This is a genomic window from Serratia sp. PL7, from assembly GCF_945957435.1.
This window is the reverse complement of the sequence record NZ_CAMFLB010000018.1, coordinates 90003-104511: the sequence shown is the minus strand read 5'-3', so window position 1 is coordinate 104511 and position 14509 is coordinate 90003. Positions and strand designations below refer to the sequence as shown.

General features: G+C 55.4%; 15 protein-coding genes. 1 reads left to right on the top strand and 14 read right to left on the bottom strand.

What is annotated here, in order from left to right:
- Position 1 precedes the first annotated feature (1 nt).
- Positions 2-979: a phosphoserine phosphatase gene (gene serB / locus N6G83_RS39775; RefSeq protein ID WP_199061239.1), complete on the bottom strand. Its 978-nt coding sequence runs from the start codon at positions 977-979 to the stop codon at positions 2-4.
- A 200-nt stretch (positions 980-1179) separates the two neighbouring features.
- Here serB and N6G83_RS39770 point away from each other — a divergent pair, with 200 nt between their 5' ends.
- The gene (locus N6G83_RS39770) at positions 1180-1866 is read left to right on the top strand and encodes a YtjB family periplasmic protein (RefSeq protein ID WP_024527233.1); all 687 of its coding nucleotides are present in this window, start codon (positions 1180-1182) and stop codon (positions 1864-1866) included.
- A gap of 231 nt (positions 1867-2097) precedes the next feature.
- Here N6G83_RS39770 and deoD read toward each other — a convergent pair whose 3' ends face one another.
- The 13 genes from deoD to N6G83_RS39705 all read right to left on the bottom strand — a co-directional run bounded on the left by deoD (position 2098) and on the right by N6G83_RS39705 (position 14410).
- Positions 2098-2829, bottom strand: coding sequence for a purine-nucleoside phosphorylase (gene deoD / locus N6G83_RS39765; protein ID WP_021179222.1), 732 nt, complete (start codon positions 2827-2829; stop codon positions 2098-2100).
- A 66-nt stretch (positions 2830-2895) separates the two neighbouring features.
- A complete protein-coding gene (gene deoB / locus N6G83_RS39760; RefSeq protein ID WP_211135587.1) occupies positions 2896-4119 on the bottom strand; it encodes a phosphopentomutase in 1224 nt (407 codons plus the stop codon).
- A gap of 74 nt (positions 4120-4193) precedes the next feature.
- On the bottom strand, positions 4194-5516 hold the full coding sequence (deoA, locus tag N6G83_RS39755) for a thymidine phosphorylase (RefSeq protein WP_024527235.1): 1323 nt from the start codon (positions 5514-5516) through the stop codon (positions 4194-4196).
- Between the two features lie 101 nt (positions 5517-5617).
- Positions 5618-6397 (bottom strand): deoxyribose-phosphate aldolase, encoded by a 780-nt coding sequence (deoC, locus tag N6G83_RS39750; RefSeq protein ID WP_199061300.1) that lies wholly within the window; start codon positions 6395-6397, stop codon positions 5618-5620.
- Positions 6398-6750: 353 nt separating this feature from the next.
- A complete protein-coding gene (locus N6G83_RS39745) occupies positions 6751-8016 on the bottom strand; it encodes a NupC/NupG family nucleoside CNT transporter (protein ID WP_024485506.1) in 1266 nt (421 codons plus the stop codon).
- A 189-nt stretch (positions 8017-8205) separates the two neighbouring features.
- On the bottom strand, positions 8206-9000 hold the full coding sequence (locus N6G83_RS39740) for a TatD family hydrolase (RefSeq protein WP_211135586.1): 795 nt from the start codon (positions 8998-9000) through the stop codon (positions 8206-8208).
- Positions 8997-10094: a patatin family protein gene (locus N6G83_RS39735; RefSeq protein ID WP_074028448.1), complete on the bottom strand. Its 1098-nt coding sequence runs from the start codon at positions 10092-10094 to the stop codon at positions 8997-8999. The genes N6G83_RS39740 and N6G83_RS39735 overlap by 4 nt, the downstream gene beginning before the upstream one ends.
- Before the next feature lie 10 nt (positions 10095-10104).
- Positions 10105-10290, bottom strand: a complete 186-nt coding sequence (locus N6G83_RS39730) for a CsbD family protein (protein WP_211135585.1) — start codon at positions 10288-10290, stop codon at positions 10105-10107.
- Between the two features lie 57 nt (positions 10291-10347).
- Positions 10348-10509, bottom strand: coding sequence for a DUF1328 domain-containing protein (locus tag N6G83_RS39725; protein ID WP_004933089.1), 162 nt, complete (start codon positions 10507-10509; stop codon positions 10348-10350).
- A gap of 140 nt (positions 10510-10649) precedes the next feature.
- Complete coding sequence (gene osmY, locus N6G83_RS39720; RefSeq protein WP_024527239.1) at positions 10650-11264, bottom strand: molecular chaperone OsmY; 615 nt, start codon at positions 11262-11264, stop codon at positions 10650-10652.
- A gap of 536 nt (positions 11265-11800) precedes the next feature.
- Positions 11801-13390, bottom strand: a complete 1590-nt coding sequence (prfC, locus tag N6G83_RS39715; RefSeq protein WP_199061243.1) for a peptide chain release factor 3 — start codon at positions 13388-13390, stop codon at positions 11801-11803.
- 194 nt (positions 13391-13584) lie between these two features.
- Positions 13585-14028: a ribosomal protein S18-alanine N-acetyltransferase gene (rimI, locus tag N6G83_RS39710; RefSeq protein ID WP_074028446.1), complete on the bottom strand. Its 444-nt coding sequence runs from the start codon at positions 14026-14028 to the stop codon at positions 13585-13587.
- Positions 13973-14410 (bottom strand): DNA polymerase III subunit psi, encoded by a 438-nt coding sequence (locus N6G83_RS39705; protein WP_024527241.1) that lies wholly within the window; start codon positions 14408-14410, stop codon positions 13973-13975. The genes rimI and N6G83_RS39705 overlap by 56 nt, the downstream gene beginning before the upstream one ends.
- Positions 14411-14509 lie beyond the last annotated feature (99 nt).

Below are 14509 nucleotides of genomic sequence, written 5' to 3'. Positions count from 1 at the left end.
CTTACCTCACATCGTGTTTCAAACTGCCGCAGAGCACACAGAGCACTCCCAGCAGATCGGCATGGCGGATCGAGACCTGCGCCTTCTCATAGACCTTAGGCTTCGCGTGATAGGCAATACCCAGCCCGGCCACCTGCATCATTTTCAAATCGTTGGCACCGTCGCCGATCGCTACGGTTTGCTGCGGTGGGATCCCCAGCTTCTCTGCCAGCGCCACCAGAGTATCGGCCTTGAATTGCGCATCCACGATCGGCCCCAGCACCTCGCCGGTCAGCTTACCGTCGCGGATCTCCAGCTCATTGGCTGCCACGGCCACCAGCTTGAGCTTGTCACGCAGGTACTCGGCATAATAGGTAAAGCCGCCGGAAGCAATAGCGACATGCCAGTCCAGCGCCTGCAGCTTGCGCACAAGACTGGTCAACCCAGGCATCAACGGCAAGTCGTCACGCACCTGTTTGAGGATATTGGCATCGGCCCCTTTCAGCGTCCCCACGCGTTGGCGCAGGCTGGCGGTGAAATCGAGTTCGCCGCGCATCGCGCGTTCGGTCACTTCACTGACCTGCTCGCCCACTCCGGCCAACTTGGCGATTTCGTCGATGCACTCAATCTGGATCGCCGTTGAGTCCATATCCATCACCAACAGGCCCGGCTTGCGCAGGTTAGGAATTTTGCCCAGTGGGGCAACGTCTAGCCCGCTTTCGTTCGCCAACAGTTTGGCGCGCGCAGTTAGCGTGCCCGCCAGGCGTACCACCTGATAATCTTCCACCGCCCAGGCCGTCACGATCACCATCGCGGCCCCCAGCTTACGCTGGAACTGAGTAATACGCTCTTTATCCAGTTCTCTGCCATATAGTAGCCAACCGGTGTGGCCCGCCCGATAATCCAGCGGCATGACTTCGTCACCGCTCAACGAAAGGGGCAACCCCGGCCATTGAGAGATCTCGGCGGGGAGATCGCAATAGGTCAGACTATTTGGCATCCTTAACTCCTGAATAACACTGCATGATAAAACGACGCATCAAGCTATCCTATCGCCATTGCTTCTGGCAACATATTACCCTATGAATCTCTAGTTGGCCGCTCTAGCGCATCCATGCGCTCGCGGTATTGGTACATCTCGGTTCCGCACAGCCAGGTGGTCAATCGTGACTCCCGGATGACCGCCCTAAAGGAAGCCTAATGGCTAAAGCTAAACTGAAATTCCGCCTGCATCGCACCGCTATTATCCTGATTTGCCTGGCGTTGCTGGTGCTGTTGATGCAAGGTGCCTCCTATTTTAGCCTGAGCCACCAAATGGCGCGATCGGAACAGGTCGAAGAATTGGCACAAACCTTGACCAAGCAGGTGGCTTTTAGCCTGACTCCGCTGATGGATGGCGATAGCGACATAGACAACCAGCAGGTTGAGCGCATTCTCACGCAGTTGACCGATCACAGCCGTATTCTGGACGCCAGCGTCTACCAGTTGGACGGCACCCTGATCGCCCACTCCGGCGAGCAGATTAGCGTGCGCGATCGCCTCGCACTGGATGGCAAACGCGCGGGCAGCTACTTTAACCACCAGCTCGTCGAGTCAATCCAGGGCAAAGATGGCCCACTGGGCTTTATCCGCGTGACGCTGGATACCCACGTGCTGGCCACCGAATCCAAACAGGTGGATAACACCACCAACCTGCTGCGCCTGATGATCCTGCTGGCGCTGGCCATCGGCATTATTCTGGCCCGTACCCTGCTGCAAGGCCGCCGCAGCCGCTGGCAGCAGTCGCCGTACCTGCTAACCGCCAACACGCCGCTGGCAGAAGGTAATACGGTAGACGATGGTGATGACGAGAAACCAGCAGAGCAGGAAGAAACGAAGAAAAGCTGATGGTATTCTGAGATTGATGCCAAAGTGGCAATGTTGCTGAATCTCATGCTCGAGCGTAGAGGCGTTGCATGCTGCGCCCGTTCAGATGCCCCATGAATTGGCAACGTAGCGAGTCGGCTGGTGAATAGAATACAAAAGCAGTAACAATCTGAAAAATAACAAATATTTGTATTATTTTACGGCAAAATGAATAGATAAAATGGGGCGCAGCGTGCTGCGCCCGCGAGGTCATTACGCTTTGTCGCCCAGCAGGACAGATTCCAGCGCGATAACGATCATCTCGTTAAAGGTGGTCTGACGCTCGGCAGCGGTGGTCTGCTCATGACGCAGGATATGGTCGGAAACGGTGCAGATGGTCAACGCCGTGCTACCGAACTCTTCATACAGCTCTGCGGCCACGCCGTAGATGCCTGCCGCTTCCATCTCTACGCCCAGGATGCCGTACTTCTTCATCACCTGGAACATATCCGGATCTGGCGTGTAGAACAGATCGGCGGAGAAAATGTTACCCACGCGTGCAGGGATGCCCTGAGCAGCCGCAGCGTCTACCGCATTACGCACCATGTCAAAATCCGCAATGGCCGCATAGTCGTGGCCTTTGAAGCGCATACGGTTAACCTGGGAATCGGTGCAAGCCCCCATGCCGATCACCACATCACGCAGTTTGACGTCATCACGCACCGCGCCACAAGAGCCGACACGGATGATTTTCTTCACGCCAAACTCGGCAATCAGTTCACGCGCATAGATAGAGCAGGATGGGATGCCCATGCCGTGGCCCATTACCGAGATTTTACGACCTTTATAAGTGCCGGTGAAACCCAACATGCCACGCACGTTGTTCACTTCCACCGCGCCTTCCAGGAAGGTTTCTGCGATGTATTTTGCCCGCAGCGGATCCCCCGGCATCAGCACTACGTCAGCGAAATCACCCATCTCAGCGTTAATATGTGGCGTTGCCATAATCACTTCCCTCAATTCATTGAAATAAAGACGCTGGCGTGAAGGCCAGCGTCATTAAAAGCGGTATTAAAGCATGGATTTGCCGTAATCCATCGGTGACACGCCAAAATAGCTGGCGACGGTCTGGCCGATGTCGGCGAAGGTTTCGCGATGCCCCAGCGAGCCTGGTTTGACTTTCGGGCCATAGACCAGAACCGGGATATGCTCACGGGTGTGGTCGGTGCCTGGCCAGGTCGGGTCGCAGCCGTGGTCAGCGGTGAAGATGATGATGTCATCCCCTTTCACCAGCTTCAGCAGCTCTGGCAGGCGACGGTCGAACAGCTCCAGCGCGGCTGCATAACCTGCTACGTCACGGCGGTGGCCGTAGGAGGAGTCGAAATCAACAAAGTTGGTGAACACTATGGTGTTGTCACCGGCTTTTTCCATCTCGACCAAAGTGGCGTCGAACAGGGCGTCGATCCCGGTAGCTTTCACCTTCTTGGTGATCCCCACGTTGGCATAGATATCGGCAATCTTCCCGATGGAAACCACTTCGCCGCCCTTCTCATCAACCAGCTTTTTCAGCACGGTCGGAGCTGGGGGTTCCACGGCCAGATCGTGACGGTTACCGGTACGCTGGAACTCACTCGGCTTATTCCCCAGGAACGGACGGGCAATCACACGGCCGATGTTGTAGCCACCTTCGGTCAACTCTTCACGAGCGATCTCACACAGCTCGTACAGGCGATCCAGGCCGAAAGTTTCTTCATGGCAGGCAATCTGGAACACCGAGTCCGCTGAGGTGTAGAAAATCGGCTTGCCGGTTTTCATATGCTCTTCGCCCAGTTGATCCAGGATCACGGTACCGGATGAATGGCAGTTCCCGAGGTAACCCGGCAGGTTGGCACGCGCCACCAGCTTGTCCAGCAGTTCCTGCGGGAAGCTGTTGTGCTCGTCAGAGAAGTAGCCCCAGTCGAACAAGACTGGCACACCGGCAATTTCCCAGTGGCCTGATGGCGTATCTTTACCGGAGGAAAGCTCGCTGGCATGGCCGTAAGCACCGATGATTTCAGCGTCTTTATCCAACCCTTCCGGGAACTTGCCGGTCGATTCTTCCGCCGCTTTGCCCAAGCCCAGACGGCTCAGGTTTGGCAGGGTCAGCGGGCCGCTACGGCCCACGTTGGCTTCGCCACGTGCACAGGCAGCAGCAATATGGCCAAGGGTATCGGAGCCTTCATCGCCAAAGCTTTTGGCATCTTCACTCGCGCCAATGCCGAATGAGTCTAATACCATAATAAATGTACGTTTCATCATACTCTCCTGCGTATTCACGCTGAGGGCGACAGCGAAAAGGCCGCTGCCACTCCTGATTCTTTAGACAGAGGTTATTCGGTGATGCGTTTGTAGACCACCGGCGTGACTTCTGGCGCTTTGTCGCCCAGAACCATCGCGCTGCGTACCGCATCTGCCGCCTGCTGCCAGCTCTCTTCGTCGTTGGCATGGATCACCGCCAATGGACGCTGGGTATCGACAGTGTCGCCCAAGCGAGCCACATCGGTCAGGCCCACGCTGTAGTCGATGCTGTCGGTCGCGCGACGGCGGCCACCGCCCAGTGACACCACCGCCATACCCAGTGCACGGGTATCCATCGCGGTAATGATACCTGGTTTCTCGGCATAAACCGGCTTGGTTAACGTCGCGGCTGGCAGATAACTGTCGTAACGCTCGATAAAATCGCTTGGGCCTTTCTGTGCCGCCACCATGCGGCCAAAGATTTCCGCCGCTTTGCCGTTATCCAGCACCGCCTGCAGTTTGGCGCGCGCGTCAGCATCGTCGGTGGCCAGGCCGCCAGACAGCAGCATTTCCACGCTCAACGCCATGGTCACTTCCAGCAGACGCGGATTGCGATATTCCCCGGTCAGGAAGCGTACCGCTTCACGCACTTCAACCGCATTACCGGCGCTGGAAGCCAGCACCTGATTCATATCGGTCAGCAGCGCGGTCGTCTTGCAACCGGCTCCGTTGGCAACGCCCACAATCGCCTGCGCCAGATCGTCAGAAAGCTGATAGGTCGGCATGAAAGCACCGCTGCCAACTTTCACGTCCATAACCAGCGCATCCAGCCCTTCGGCCAGTTTTTTCGCCAGAATAGAACCGGTGATCAGCGGAATGGAGTCGACGGTAGCAGTGATATCACGCGTCGCGTAGAAACGCTTGTCTGCCGGAGCCAGTGAGCTGGTCTGGCCGATAATCGCCACGCCAACGTCTTTGATGATCTTACGGAACGCGTTGTCGTCCGGGAAAATATCAAAGCCAGGGATCGCTTCCAGCTTGTCCAGCGTACCGCCGGTATGACCCAGACCACGGCCTGAAATCATTGGCACGTAGCCGCCACAGGCTGCCACCATCGGGCCAAGCATCAGCGAAGTCACATCGCCCACACCGCCGGTGGAGTGTTTATCCACAATCGGGCCGTTCAGCGACAGGCTTTTCCAGTCCAACACCGTGCCGGAATCACGCATTGCCATGGTCAGCGCCACGCGCTCTGGCATGGTCATGTCGTGGAAATAGATGGTCATCGCCAGCGCGGCAATCTGTCCTTCTGACACCACGTTATCGCGAATGCCGTTAATGAAGAAGCGGATCTCGGCTTCGCTCAACGGTTGCCCGTCACGTTTTTTACGGATTATTTCTTGTGCCAAGAACAAAGTAGCCCCCTGTTTTAGCTAAATAGAGTCATTCGATACGCCTGCGCGCTGCGTTAACGGGGCCGCTTGGCAGCCCCAACGCAACAAGACGTGAGAGAAAATCAGTAACCGTTGCCAGCGGCTTGGGTGCTATGCCCCAGCGTGGTCAGCAGGCTGGCTAACAGGCTCGACGCACCAAAGCGGAAGTGGCGCGCATCGGCCCAGTCTTCTCCCAGCAGACGCCCGGCAAGTTGCAGATACTGTTGAGCATCTTCTGCGGTACGCACGCCACCGGCTGGCTTGAAGCCAACGGTTTTGCCTACGCCCATATCACGGATCACGGTCATCATCAGCTCAGCGCTTTCCAGCGTGGCGTTGACCGGCACTTTACCGGTAGAGGTCTTGATAAAATCAGCCCCGGCCTTGATGGAGATCTCGGAGGCTTTGCGGATCAGTTCCGCCTGCTTCAGCTCACCGGTTTCGACGATCACTTTCAGCAGCACGTTGGCAGCAGCGCAGGCTTGCTTGCACTGTTTGACCAGCTCAAACCCGACTTCCTCGTTACCGGCCATCAGGGCACGATAAGGGAATACCACGTCAACCTCATCGGCACCGTAGGCGATAGCCGCACGGGTTTCCGCCAGGGCGATGTCGATATCATCATTGCCATGCGGGAAGTTGGTGACGGTGGCGATACGGATATCTGGAGTACCCTGCTCACGCAGCGTTTTGCGGGCAATCGGGATAAAACGCGGATAGATACAGATGGCGGCAGTATGGCCTGCCGGGCTGTTCGCCTGACGACACAACGCGATCACTTTCTCGTCGGTGTCATCTTCGTTCAGCGTGGTTAAATCCATCAGGTTCAGCGCGCGTTGCGCTGCTGCGGTTAATTCGGTCATAAAACTCTCCAACTGAGCATTCTGATGTTGGCGAGCGGACTTGGTTCCTTGAAGATAGCGCGTGGGATAGTCTTCCCACGCCAGCAACTGAGATCCTTCTCACCGCACATAGCCCTTCGATTTTCGCATAGCCAGCAATCGCCATTTGAACACGATCACTCTGGCATATTTGTGTTCTGATTCACACTACACAGGATAGCACTGTAACAGGACTGAATTATATGTGAAGATCATCACAAAATAACGCGATATTGTTCACAAATTCACTAAAGAGACGGCGGTCATCAGGCGAATGCCCTTTTGGCAGGCAACCAGGCCCCTTCAGGAGCCTGATTGTTGATACCAAGTATAGCTTACAACGCCAGGAAGAATCCGGCGATGGTGGCACTCATCAGGTTGGATAAGGTACCGGCTGCCACCGCTTTCAACCCGAAGCGGGCAATGTCGTGACGACGACCGGGTGCCATGCTGCCTAAACCCCCCAGCAGGATCGCTACGGAAGACAGGTTGGCAAACCCGCACAGCGCAAAGGAGATGATCGCCTTGGTGTGCTGTGACAGTACCTGTAGCCCCTCAGCGGCCACCACGTCATCCGGGCGCAGGTAAGCACCAAAGTTCATGTAGGCCACGAATTCGTTAACGATCACCTTCTGGCCGATAAACGACCCCGCGACCATCGCTTCACTCCAAGGCACACCAATCAGGAAGGCGATCGGCGAGAACACCCAGCCCAGGATCAGTTCCAGTGACAGCTGTGGGAAATCGAACCAGCCACCAATACCGCCAAGAATACCGTTAAGCAGCGCGATCAGAGCGATAAATGCCAACAACATCGCCCCCACGTTCAGCGCCAACTGCATACCAGATGCCGCACCCGAGGCAGCGGCATCGATGACGTTTGCCGGGCGCTCGTCTTCGGCGATCAGCTTCATCGCATCGGCTCGGTCTTGGGTATTTTCGGTTTCCGGCACCATCAGTTTGGCAAACAGCAACCCACCCGGTGCGGCCATAAAGGAAGCGGCAATCAGGTATTCCAACGGTACGCCCATCTGGGCATAGCCCGCCAGCACGGAACCGGCTACCGAAGCCAGGCCGCCGCACATTACGGCAAACAACTCCGACTGGGTCATGGTGGCGATATAAGGGCGCACCACCAGCGGCGCTTCGGTCTGCCCCACAAAAATATTGGCCGTGGCTGACAGCGATTCGGTCCGCGAGGTACCCAACAGCTTATGCAAACCACCGCCTAAGAGCTTGATCACCACCTGCATGATGCCCAGGTAATAGAGCACCGCAATCAGCGAGGAGAAGAACACAATCACCGGTAACACACGCAGGGCGAACACGAAGCCGCCACCGCCGAACACTTCAAACATTTTGTCGGAAACCAGGCCACCAAAGATGAAAGAGATGCCCTCGTTACCGTAAGCGATGACGTTTGCCACCCCTTCCGACATGCCACCAAGAATACGGCGTCCGATCGGGACATAGAGCACCAGCGCGCCAATGCCAATCTGGATGATAAACGCGCCGAGTACGGTACGCAGTTTAATAGCGCGCCGGTTGCTGGAAAGCAGCACCGCAATGGCGATCAAGACCACCATACCGACCAGGCTCATGAAGAGTTGCATACGAGTATGTCCCTGTTGCGAAGAAGAAATGCCCCCGGCCCGCTGGATGAAACGGGTTGCCCAAGGGCGATAATGGGACGCAATTATACTGAGCGCGGCGGGATGAGACTCGTTTTATGTCACAAATATATACAAGTGGAAGCAACTGAAAATCACACAATGTGATTCAAGTCACATTTAAAGTGAGAGGTGCGGCCCTAATGCAAACAGGGATTGGCTATTTTGTTGTAGCTGTTCGGCAATCTCGTCGGCAGATTCAGGCCGTAGTTGGCAAAGCACCTGAAACACCTCCGCAGCCCGTTCAGGCCGGTTCGGCTGCCCTTGATAACCCGCCAACGGCATGTCCGGTGCATCGGTTTCCAGCAACAGCGAGGTCAACGGCAACTGCGCCATCACCTGACGGGTTTTCTGCGCCCGCTCGTAGCTGATCGTGCCGCCAACGCCAATGTAATATCCCAGGCGAATAAAGGCCTGCGCCTGAGCCAGACTGCCAGCAAAGCCATGCACTACGCCACGGCGCGGTACCTCGGTACGACGCAATGCGGCAGCTAACTGATCGTGGCTACGGCGAGAGTGCAGGATCACCGGCAAATCATACTGCTTTGCCAGCTTTAGCTGTGCTTTGAGCAGCCCCTGTTGGCGTTCGAACTGCGGTTCGGCCATATACAGATCCAACCCAATCTCCCCTACAGCCACCAGCTTATGCGGCTTGCTTGCCAGGAAACTTGCCAACTGTTGAAGCTGCTCATCATGGTGCTGGGCGATATACAGCGGGTGTAACCCCAGCGCGGCAAACAGCGGAGTATGTTCACGCGCCAGTTTGAGAATACGCACAAAGCGATCGGCCGTGACCGCTGGCACAATAATTTGCTGCACCCCGGCTTGCGCGGCCAATGCCAGGCTCGTCTGCTCATCCTCGCAAAAAGGTGGGAAATCAAAGTGGCAATGGGTATCAGTAAAGGCGTAACTCACAGCACATCTCCGTCACCCGGCAGGATGATTTTTGGTGTCGCTTCAGGCTGCACGGCATGGCCCTGCGGGTTGAGCACATCGGTAATAATCGGCGAAGGCATCCGCACGGTTTCCGGCTGGATCAGTCGACGCGAGAGCGACTTTTTCACCTTCATACCATCCATCTTTTCCTGCTCCAGCAGCCAGTGGCCTACCGTCGCCAGGAAATAACGCCCACAACGGCGGCCCAGATGATAGTCGCGATTCAGCGCAGGCAAACGGCTGCCGAGCGCATTGCTCGCCAGCGGCTTAGGCGGGTATATTTCGAAGATACGCAGTTTGCCGGGCGGCTTTTCAATAAATTGCTGGATACGCAAATAGCTCTGCTCATGATGCTGCAACACCCGCACCATTTGCTGCAGGCTGCTTTCACCCAGCCATTGCTCCATGCGTTTCATCCACTTCGGCGTATAAACCATCTGTGAAGGTACGGTGCGGATCACCACGATGGTATCCGCCCCACGGCGATAGGCCTCTTCCACCGGGATGGCATCGCTGATGCCACCATCCTGATAGCTGACGCCGTCCAGCTCTACGCCCATGCGGTAAAAACCGGGGATAGCGCTGGAAGCCTTGATAGCCGGTAACCAGTTATCCCGCACCGCAGGCAAATAAACCGGCGCAAAGTCATCGCTGCGGCAGGCACACATCAAAAATTCACGGCCATTGACCAGCTGTTGTTCCGCCACGTCAAACGCCAGCGGCAGCTGTTGCGAAGTGATATCCAGCAACCAGTCGAGATCGATAAGATGCCCACCACGCACAAAGCGTAGCGGGTTAAAGAAATTGGCGGAAGTGGTGTAACGGGTGATCACCCGCCGTGCGTAGCCCATCTGGCCACAAATAAATGCCGAGAGGTTCTGCGCACCGGCAGAGGTGCCGATCATCAGATCAAATGGGTTAAAGCGTGCGCGTTGGAATTCATCCAGTACGCCAGCGGTAAAGATACCGCGCTGTCCGCCGCCCTCACACACCAGCGCCATTTTACCGGGCCGGTATGGTTTATACGCCAGGGGTTCTATATTACCGAGCGTGATGGGTATTCTGTATCCCAACCCCGTATCCTCAATGTGGCCGTTTTCCCGAGGATACCTCTTCTTGCTCTCTTCCGTAATCTTCTTGTAATACGCCAGAGAGGCAGTCATTGCTCCCTGTCAGCCACAGGCCGTCATTGCCGGAAAACTCCGCCCATGCCTGCCAAACCTGGCCTTTCAGCTGTTTCCAACGGCCAACAATGATGTCGCTATTCATGACCTGCCTCCTGGCGCCGAGAAAAAGAATCAAGCTTTGTTACAGTTTAGAGAGACGCTAAGGGCGCCGACGGCCGGTAAACAGGCTGACCAGGAACAAGATGATCCCTACCACGAACACCACTTTGGCGGCCCAGGCAGCAGTACCTGCCAACGAACCAAAACCCAGTGCTGCGGCGATCAATGCAATCACTAAAAATATAATGCCCCATCGAAACATAAGCCTCTCCTTACCATGGTGATAAAAATTTCGCGTTTGGCTCGCCCCTGTAAGGTGCGGCTTAAAACTGCGGATTATTCTATTTCTGGTAGTGCATCCCAGGCGTTAGCCTGGGAGTTATCGCTTACTGTTACTGACGATTAAGGTTTTACCGCCAGATCGTTCTTGACGCTTTTCACGCCATCAATGGCTTTGGCAATACTTTCTGCACGGTCAGACTGTGCCTGGGTTTTCACCTCACCGGAAAGCTGCACCACACCATCGGTGGTTTCTACTTTCACGTTGCGTGAAGGCACGATGTCATCGGCCAGCAGTTTAGCTTTCAGCTCGCTGGTAGTTGCGGTGTCACCGGCATAGGATTTCACCGACTGGGTCGCTTGATCTTTCACGTGCAGCTTATCGCTGACGGATTTGACCCCTTCCACCCGGCCTGCAACGCTAACCGCTTGCTCAGCCTGAGCCTGAGTGGCGACAAAGCCGCTCAACGTCACCACACCTTTTTCGGTTTTCACCGAGATGTCGGTGCTTTTAATGGCTTTCTCGTCAACCAACGCACTTTTAACTTTAGCCGTTATGCCGCTGTCATCCATATAGTTGTCGACTTTTTTCATGGAGCTATCGATTTTGGCACCAGTACTATCAACTACGCCTGATGCTTTGTTCATCATGGTCTCTTCAGCCAAGGCCGAACCACTAACCAGTACCGAACCCAAAACGACTGCCATCAGCGAATGTGCAAACTTGGTATTTTTCATCGATCTCTTCCTTCTTGTTGTAGAACCCCAAACTGCTGTGGGCTCTGGTGCCGCCAGAGTGCGGCTAACTCAAATGAATACTTCACGATCTCTATACAATCAAACGTTCACGACCGGACTATTGCTCTACGGTAAACATACCTGCAATGCCCGTGCCAAGTTAAAAACGCCGTTAAAAATCAACAACAACAAAACAAATGAGCAACAATTAAGCGTAAAACTGTCGTCTATTGGAGACATATAGCGGTTGATTTGGGATCCACATCACTATCTTATTGATATTGCTAAGATAGGACTGTCTCCTATCGGCAACACTACCGAATAACTCTCTAAAATATGTGGGTACAATAGTATTTTACGCTCAGATGTCGCTATGCACCCTGATAAATATAGACCATCAGCGAAAATTTGCCGCCAGATCGCGGAAAATCTTGTTCAGTTTAGACAAAATGATTAGTGAGAAGGGTTTAATAATTAGCAGGATGGGGGCTGAAGAAGGAAAACACAGGGCGCTTAGAAGCGCCCTGTTGACGAGATTAATGCTCGCGAGTTTTGCGGAACACCACTTCTGGGTAACGTTCCTGAGTCAGATTGAGGTTAACCATGGTTGGTGCGATATACGACAGGTTGTTGCCGCCGTCCAGCGCCAGGTTCAGCTCGTTCTTACGCTTGAACTCTTCGAATTTCTTCACGTCGTCGCACTCGACCCAACGGGCTGTGGAGACGTTAACCGATTCATACAGCGCTTCCACGTTGTATTCGCTTTTCAGACGGGCAACCACCACGTCAAACTGCAGTACACCCACCGCACCCACGATCAGATCGTTGTTGGCGATTGGGCGGAATACCTGCACCGCGCCCTCTTCCGACAGCTGGACCAGCCCCTTCAGCAGTTGTTTCTGCTTGAGCGGATCGCGCAGGCGGATACGGCGGAACAGTTCAGGCGCAAAGTTCGGAATACCGGTGAACTTCATATCCTCACCCTGGGTGAAGGTGTCGCCGATCTGAATGGTGCCGTGGTTATGCAAGCCAATGATGTCGCCTGGGTAGGCTTCTTCAACGTGCGAGCGGTCACCGGCCATAAAGGTCAGCGCATCGGAGATCACCACGTCTTTGCCGGTACGAACCTGGCGCAGTTTCATGCCTTTCTCATAGCGGCCAGACACCACGCGCATAAACGCCACACGGTCGCGGTGTTTAGGATCCATGTTAGCCTGGATCTTGAACACGAAGCCGGTGAATTTCTCTTCGGCGGCGACCACTTCACGGGTATCGGTTTTACGTGGCATTGGCGCAGGCGCCCAGGCCACCAGCCCATCAAGCATATGATCGACACCGAAGTTACCCAAAGCGGTACCGAAGAACACCGGGGTCAATTCGCCTGCCAGGAAGGCTTCCTGCTCAAACTCATGGGAAGCCCCTTGCACCAGTTCCAGCTCATCACGCAGCTGGGCGGCCAGATCTTCGCCTACGGCAGCATCGAGATCCGGGTTGTTCAACCCTTTAACGATGCGCACTTCCTGAATGGTGTGGCCTTTACCGGTCTGGTACAGATAGGTTTCATCTTTATAGAGATGGTAAACCCCTTTGAACAGCTTGCCGCAGCCGATCGGCCAGGTGATCGGCGAGCAGGCGATTTTCAGTTCGCGCTCAACTTCGTCCATCACTTCCATCGGATCGCGGATGTCACGGTCAAGTTTGTTCATGAAGGTCAGGATCGGCGTATCACGCAGGCGGGTAACTTCCATCAGCTTGCGGGTACGATCTTCAACGCCTTTTGCGGCATCGATCACCATCAGGCAGCAGTCCACCGCCGTCAGGGTACGGTAGGTATCTTCGGAGAAGTCTTCGTGCCCCGGGGTATCGAGCAGGTTAACCAGGCAGTCGCGGTACGGGAACTGCATCACCGAGGTGGTGATCGAGATACCACGTTGTTTCTCCATCTCCATCCAGTCGGATTTGGCGTGCTGGCTGGAGCCACGGCCCTTTACCGTACCGGCGGTCTGGATAGCGTGTCCGAATAACAGCACCTTCTCGGTGATGGTGGTTTTACCCGCATCGGGGTGCGAGATAATGGCGAAAGTTCTTCTTTTCGCAACTTCGCGGGCGAATTCACTAGGAGACATGTTTTTCACGTTTCTATGGTTAGTCCGCCCTGCTCATCATCACAACGCGCCGATCGCGGCGCCAGGCAAAGCGGTAATAAAAAGATAGTAGCCGAGTATTTTCGCTGATTTACCAACCGGTGACAATCAATGGTTTCTTCGGCATAAGATAATGGCAGGCCAAACCGGCTGCACAAAGGGAGGACTGTAAGTCGCTATCCCAGCGGCAGTGCCATAACGATCGCGTCTTCGCGGCCACTGGCTGCAGGGTAATAGTTGCGGCGTACCGTTACTTCATTGAAGCCAAGGTCTTCGTAGAGCGCTATCGCACCACTGTTGGAAGCTCGTACTTCCAGCCATAGAGTGACCACTCCACGCGCTTCCAATTGCTCGATCACGGCAGTCAGCAGCATGCGGCCAAAGCCCCGGCGCTGCCAGCTTGGATGAATAGCAATATTAAACAGCGTGGCTTCGTCCAGCACGATTTGGGTAATGGCAAAACCCGCCATTTGCCCTTCGGTTGCCAATTTCAGGTTAAGGTAACGTTCGCCCTGATTGCTGGTTAGCGTCGCCTCCGTCCAGGGAAACGCATGGCTGGCTTGTTCAATCTTGAAGGCTGTGGCCAGATCGGCCGCTGTCAGGGTAGAAATGCTGTTCATGATGACAAATCTGCTGCCAGAGTGCGCGTTTCGCACCCGCATCTTGAGAAAGCTCGGCCAGCGCCGGGCTATGTAGCTGCGCGCCGGCCACCGCTAGCGGCTCCGTGACGCCCAACCGCCAACTGTTACACTCGGTATCTTGCGGCAGCATCGCTACCTGATCCGGTGTCAGGCCATAGGTTTGTGACGCTGTCAGCCCCAGGCTGCGCAGCACGTCACAAAACAACGGGTCGTGCTGGTCTGGCAATGCCTGCGCCACCACCAGCAGGCGCACGTTCGGGGGCACGCTTACCGCCACCTCTCCCTGCAACACTCCAGGGCGGCGTAATGTCCACTGCGTAATCCCCAGCTGTTGTAACAACCAGTCGCGTTTTGATGCCATGCCGATCCCCGTGTGTGACGCACCCTACCTGCCCTATTGCCGCGCTATGCTAACAAACCCAGGCAGCCTGCGCCAACAAACCCGTCGAACATCTCGCCA

Bases quoted from the DNA above. Each gene is read 5' to 3' on its own strand.
- serB (WP_199061239.1), bottom strand. From the start codon at position 979: ATGCCAAATAGTCTGACCTATTGCGATCTCCCCGCCGAGATCTCTCAA.
- N6G83_RS39770 (WP_024527233.1), top strand. From the start codon at position 1,180: ATGGCTAAAGCTAAACTGAAATTCCGCCTGCATCGCACCGCTATTATC.
- deoD (WP_021179222.1), bottom strand. From the start codon at position 2,829: ATGGCAACGCCACATATTAACGCTGAGATGGGTGATTTCGCTGACGTA.
- deoB (WP_211135587.1), bottom strand. From the start codon at position 4,119: ATGAAACGTACATTTATTATGGTATTAGACTCATTCGGCATTGGCGCG.
- deoC (WP_199061300.1), bottom strand. From the start codon at position 6,397: ATGACCGAATTAACCGCAGCAGCGCAACGCGCGCTGAACCTGATGGAT.
- N6G83_RS39745 (WP_024485506.1), bottom strand. From the start codon at position 8,016: ATGAGCCTGGTCGGTATGGTGGTCTTGATCGCCATTGCGGTGCTGCTT.
- N6G83_RS39730 (WP_211135585.1), bottom strand. From the start codon at position 10,290: ATGAATAGCGACATCATTGTTGGCCGTTGGAAACAGCTGAAAGGCCAG.
- N6G83_RS39725 (WP_004933089.1), bottom strand. From the start codon at position 10,509: ATGTTTCGATGGGGCATTATATTTTTAGTGATTGCATTGATCGCCGCA.
- osmY (WP_024527239.1), bottom strand. From the start codon at position 11,264: ATGAAAAATACCAAGTTTGCACATTCGCTGATGGCAGTCGTTTTGGGT.
- prfC (WP_199061243.1), bottom strand. From the start codon at position 13,390: ATGTCTCCTAGTGAATTCGCCCGCGAAGTTGCGAAAAGAAGAACTTTC.
- rimI (WP_074028446.1), bottom strand. From the start codon at position 14,028: ATGAACAGCATTTCTACCCTGACAGCGGCCGATCTGGCCACAGCCTTC.
- N6G83_RS39705 (WP_024527241.1), bottom strand. From the start codon at position 14,410: ATGGCATCAAAACGCGACTGGTTGTTACAACAGCTGGGGATTACGCAG.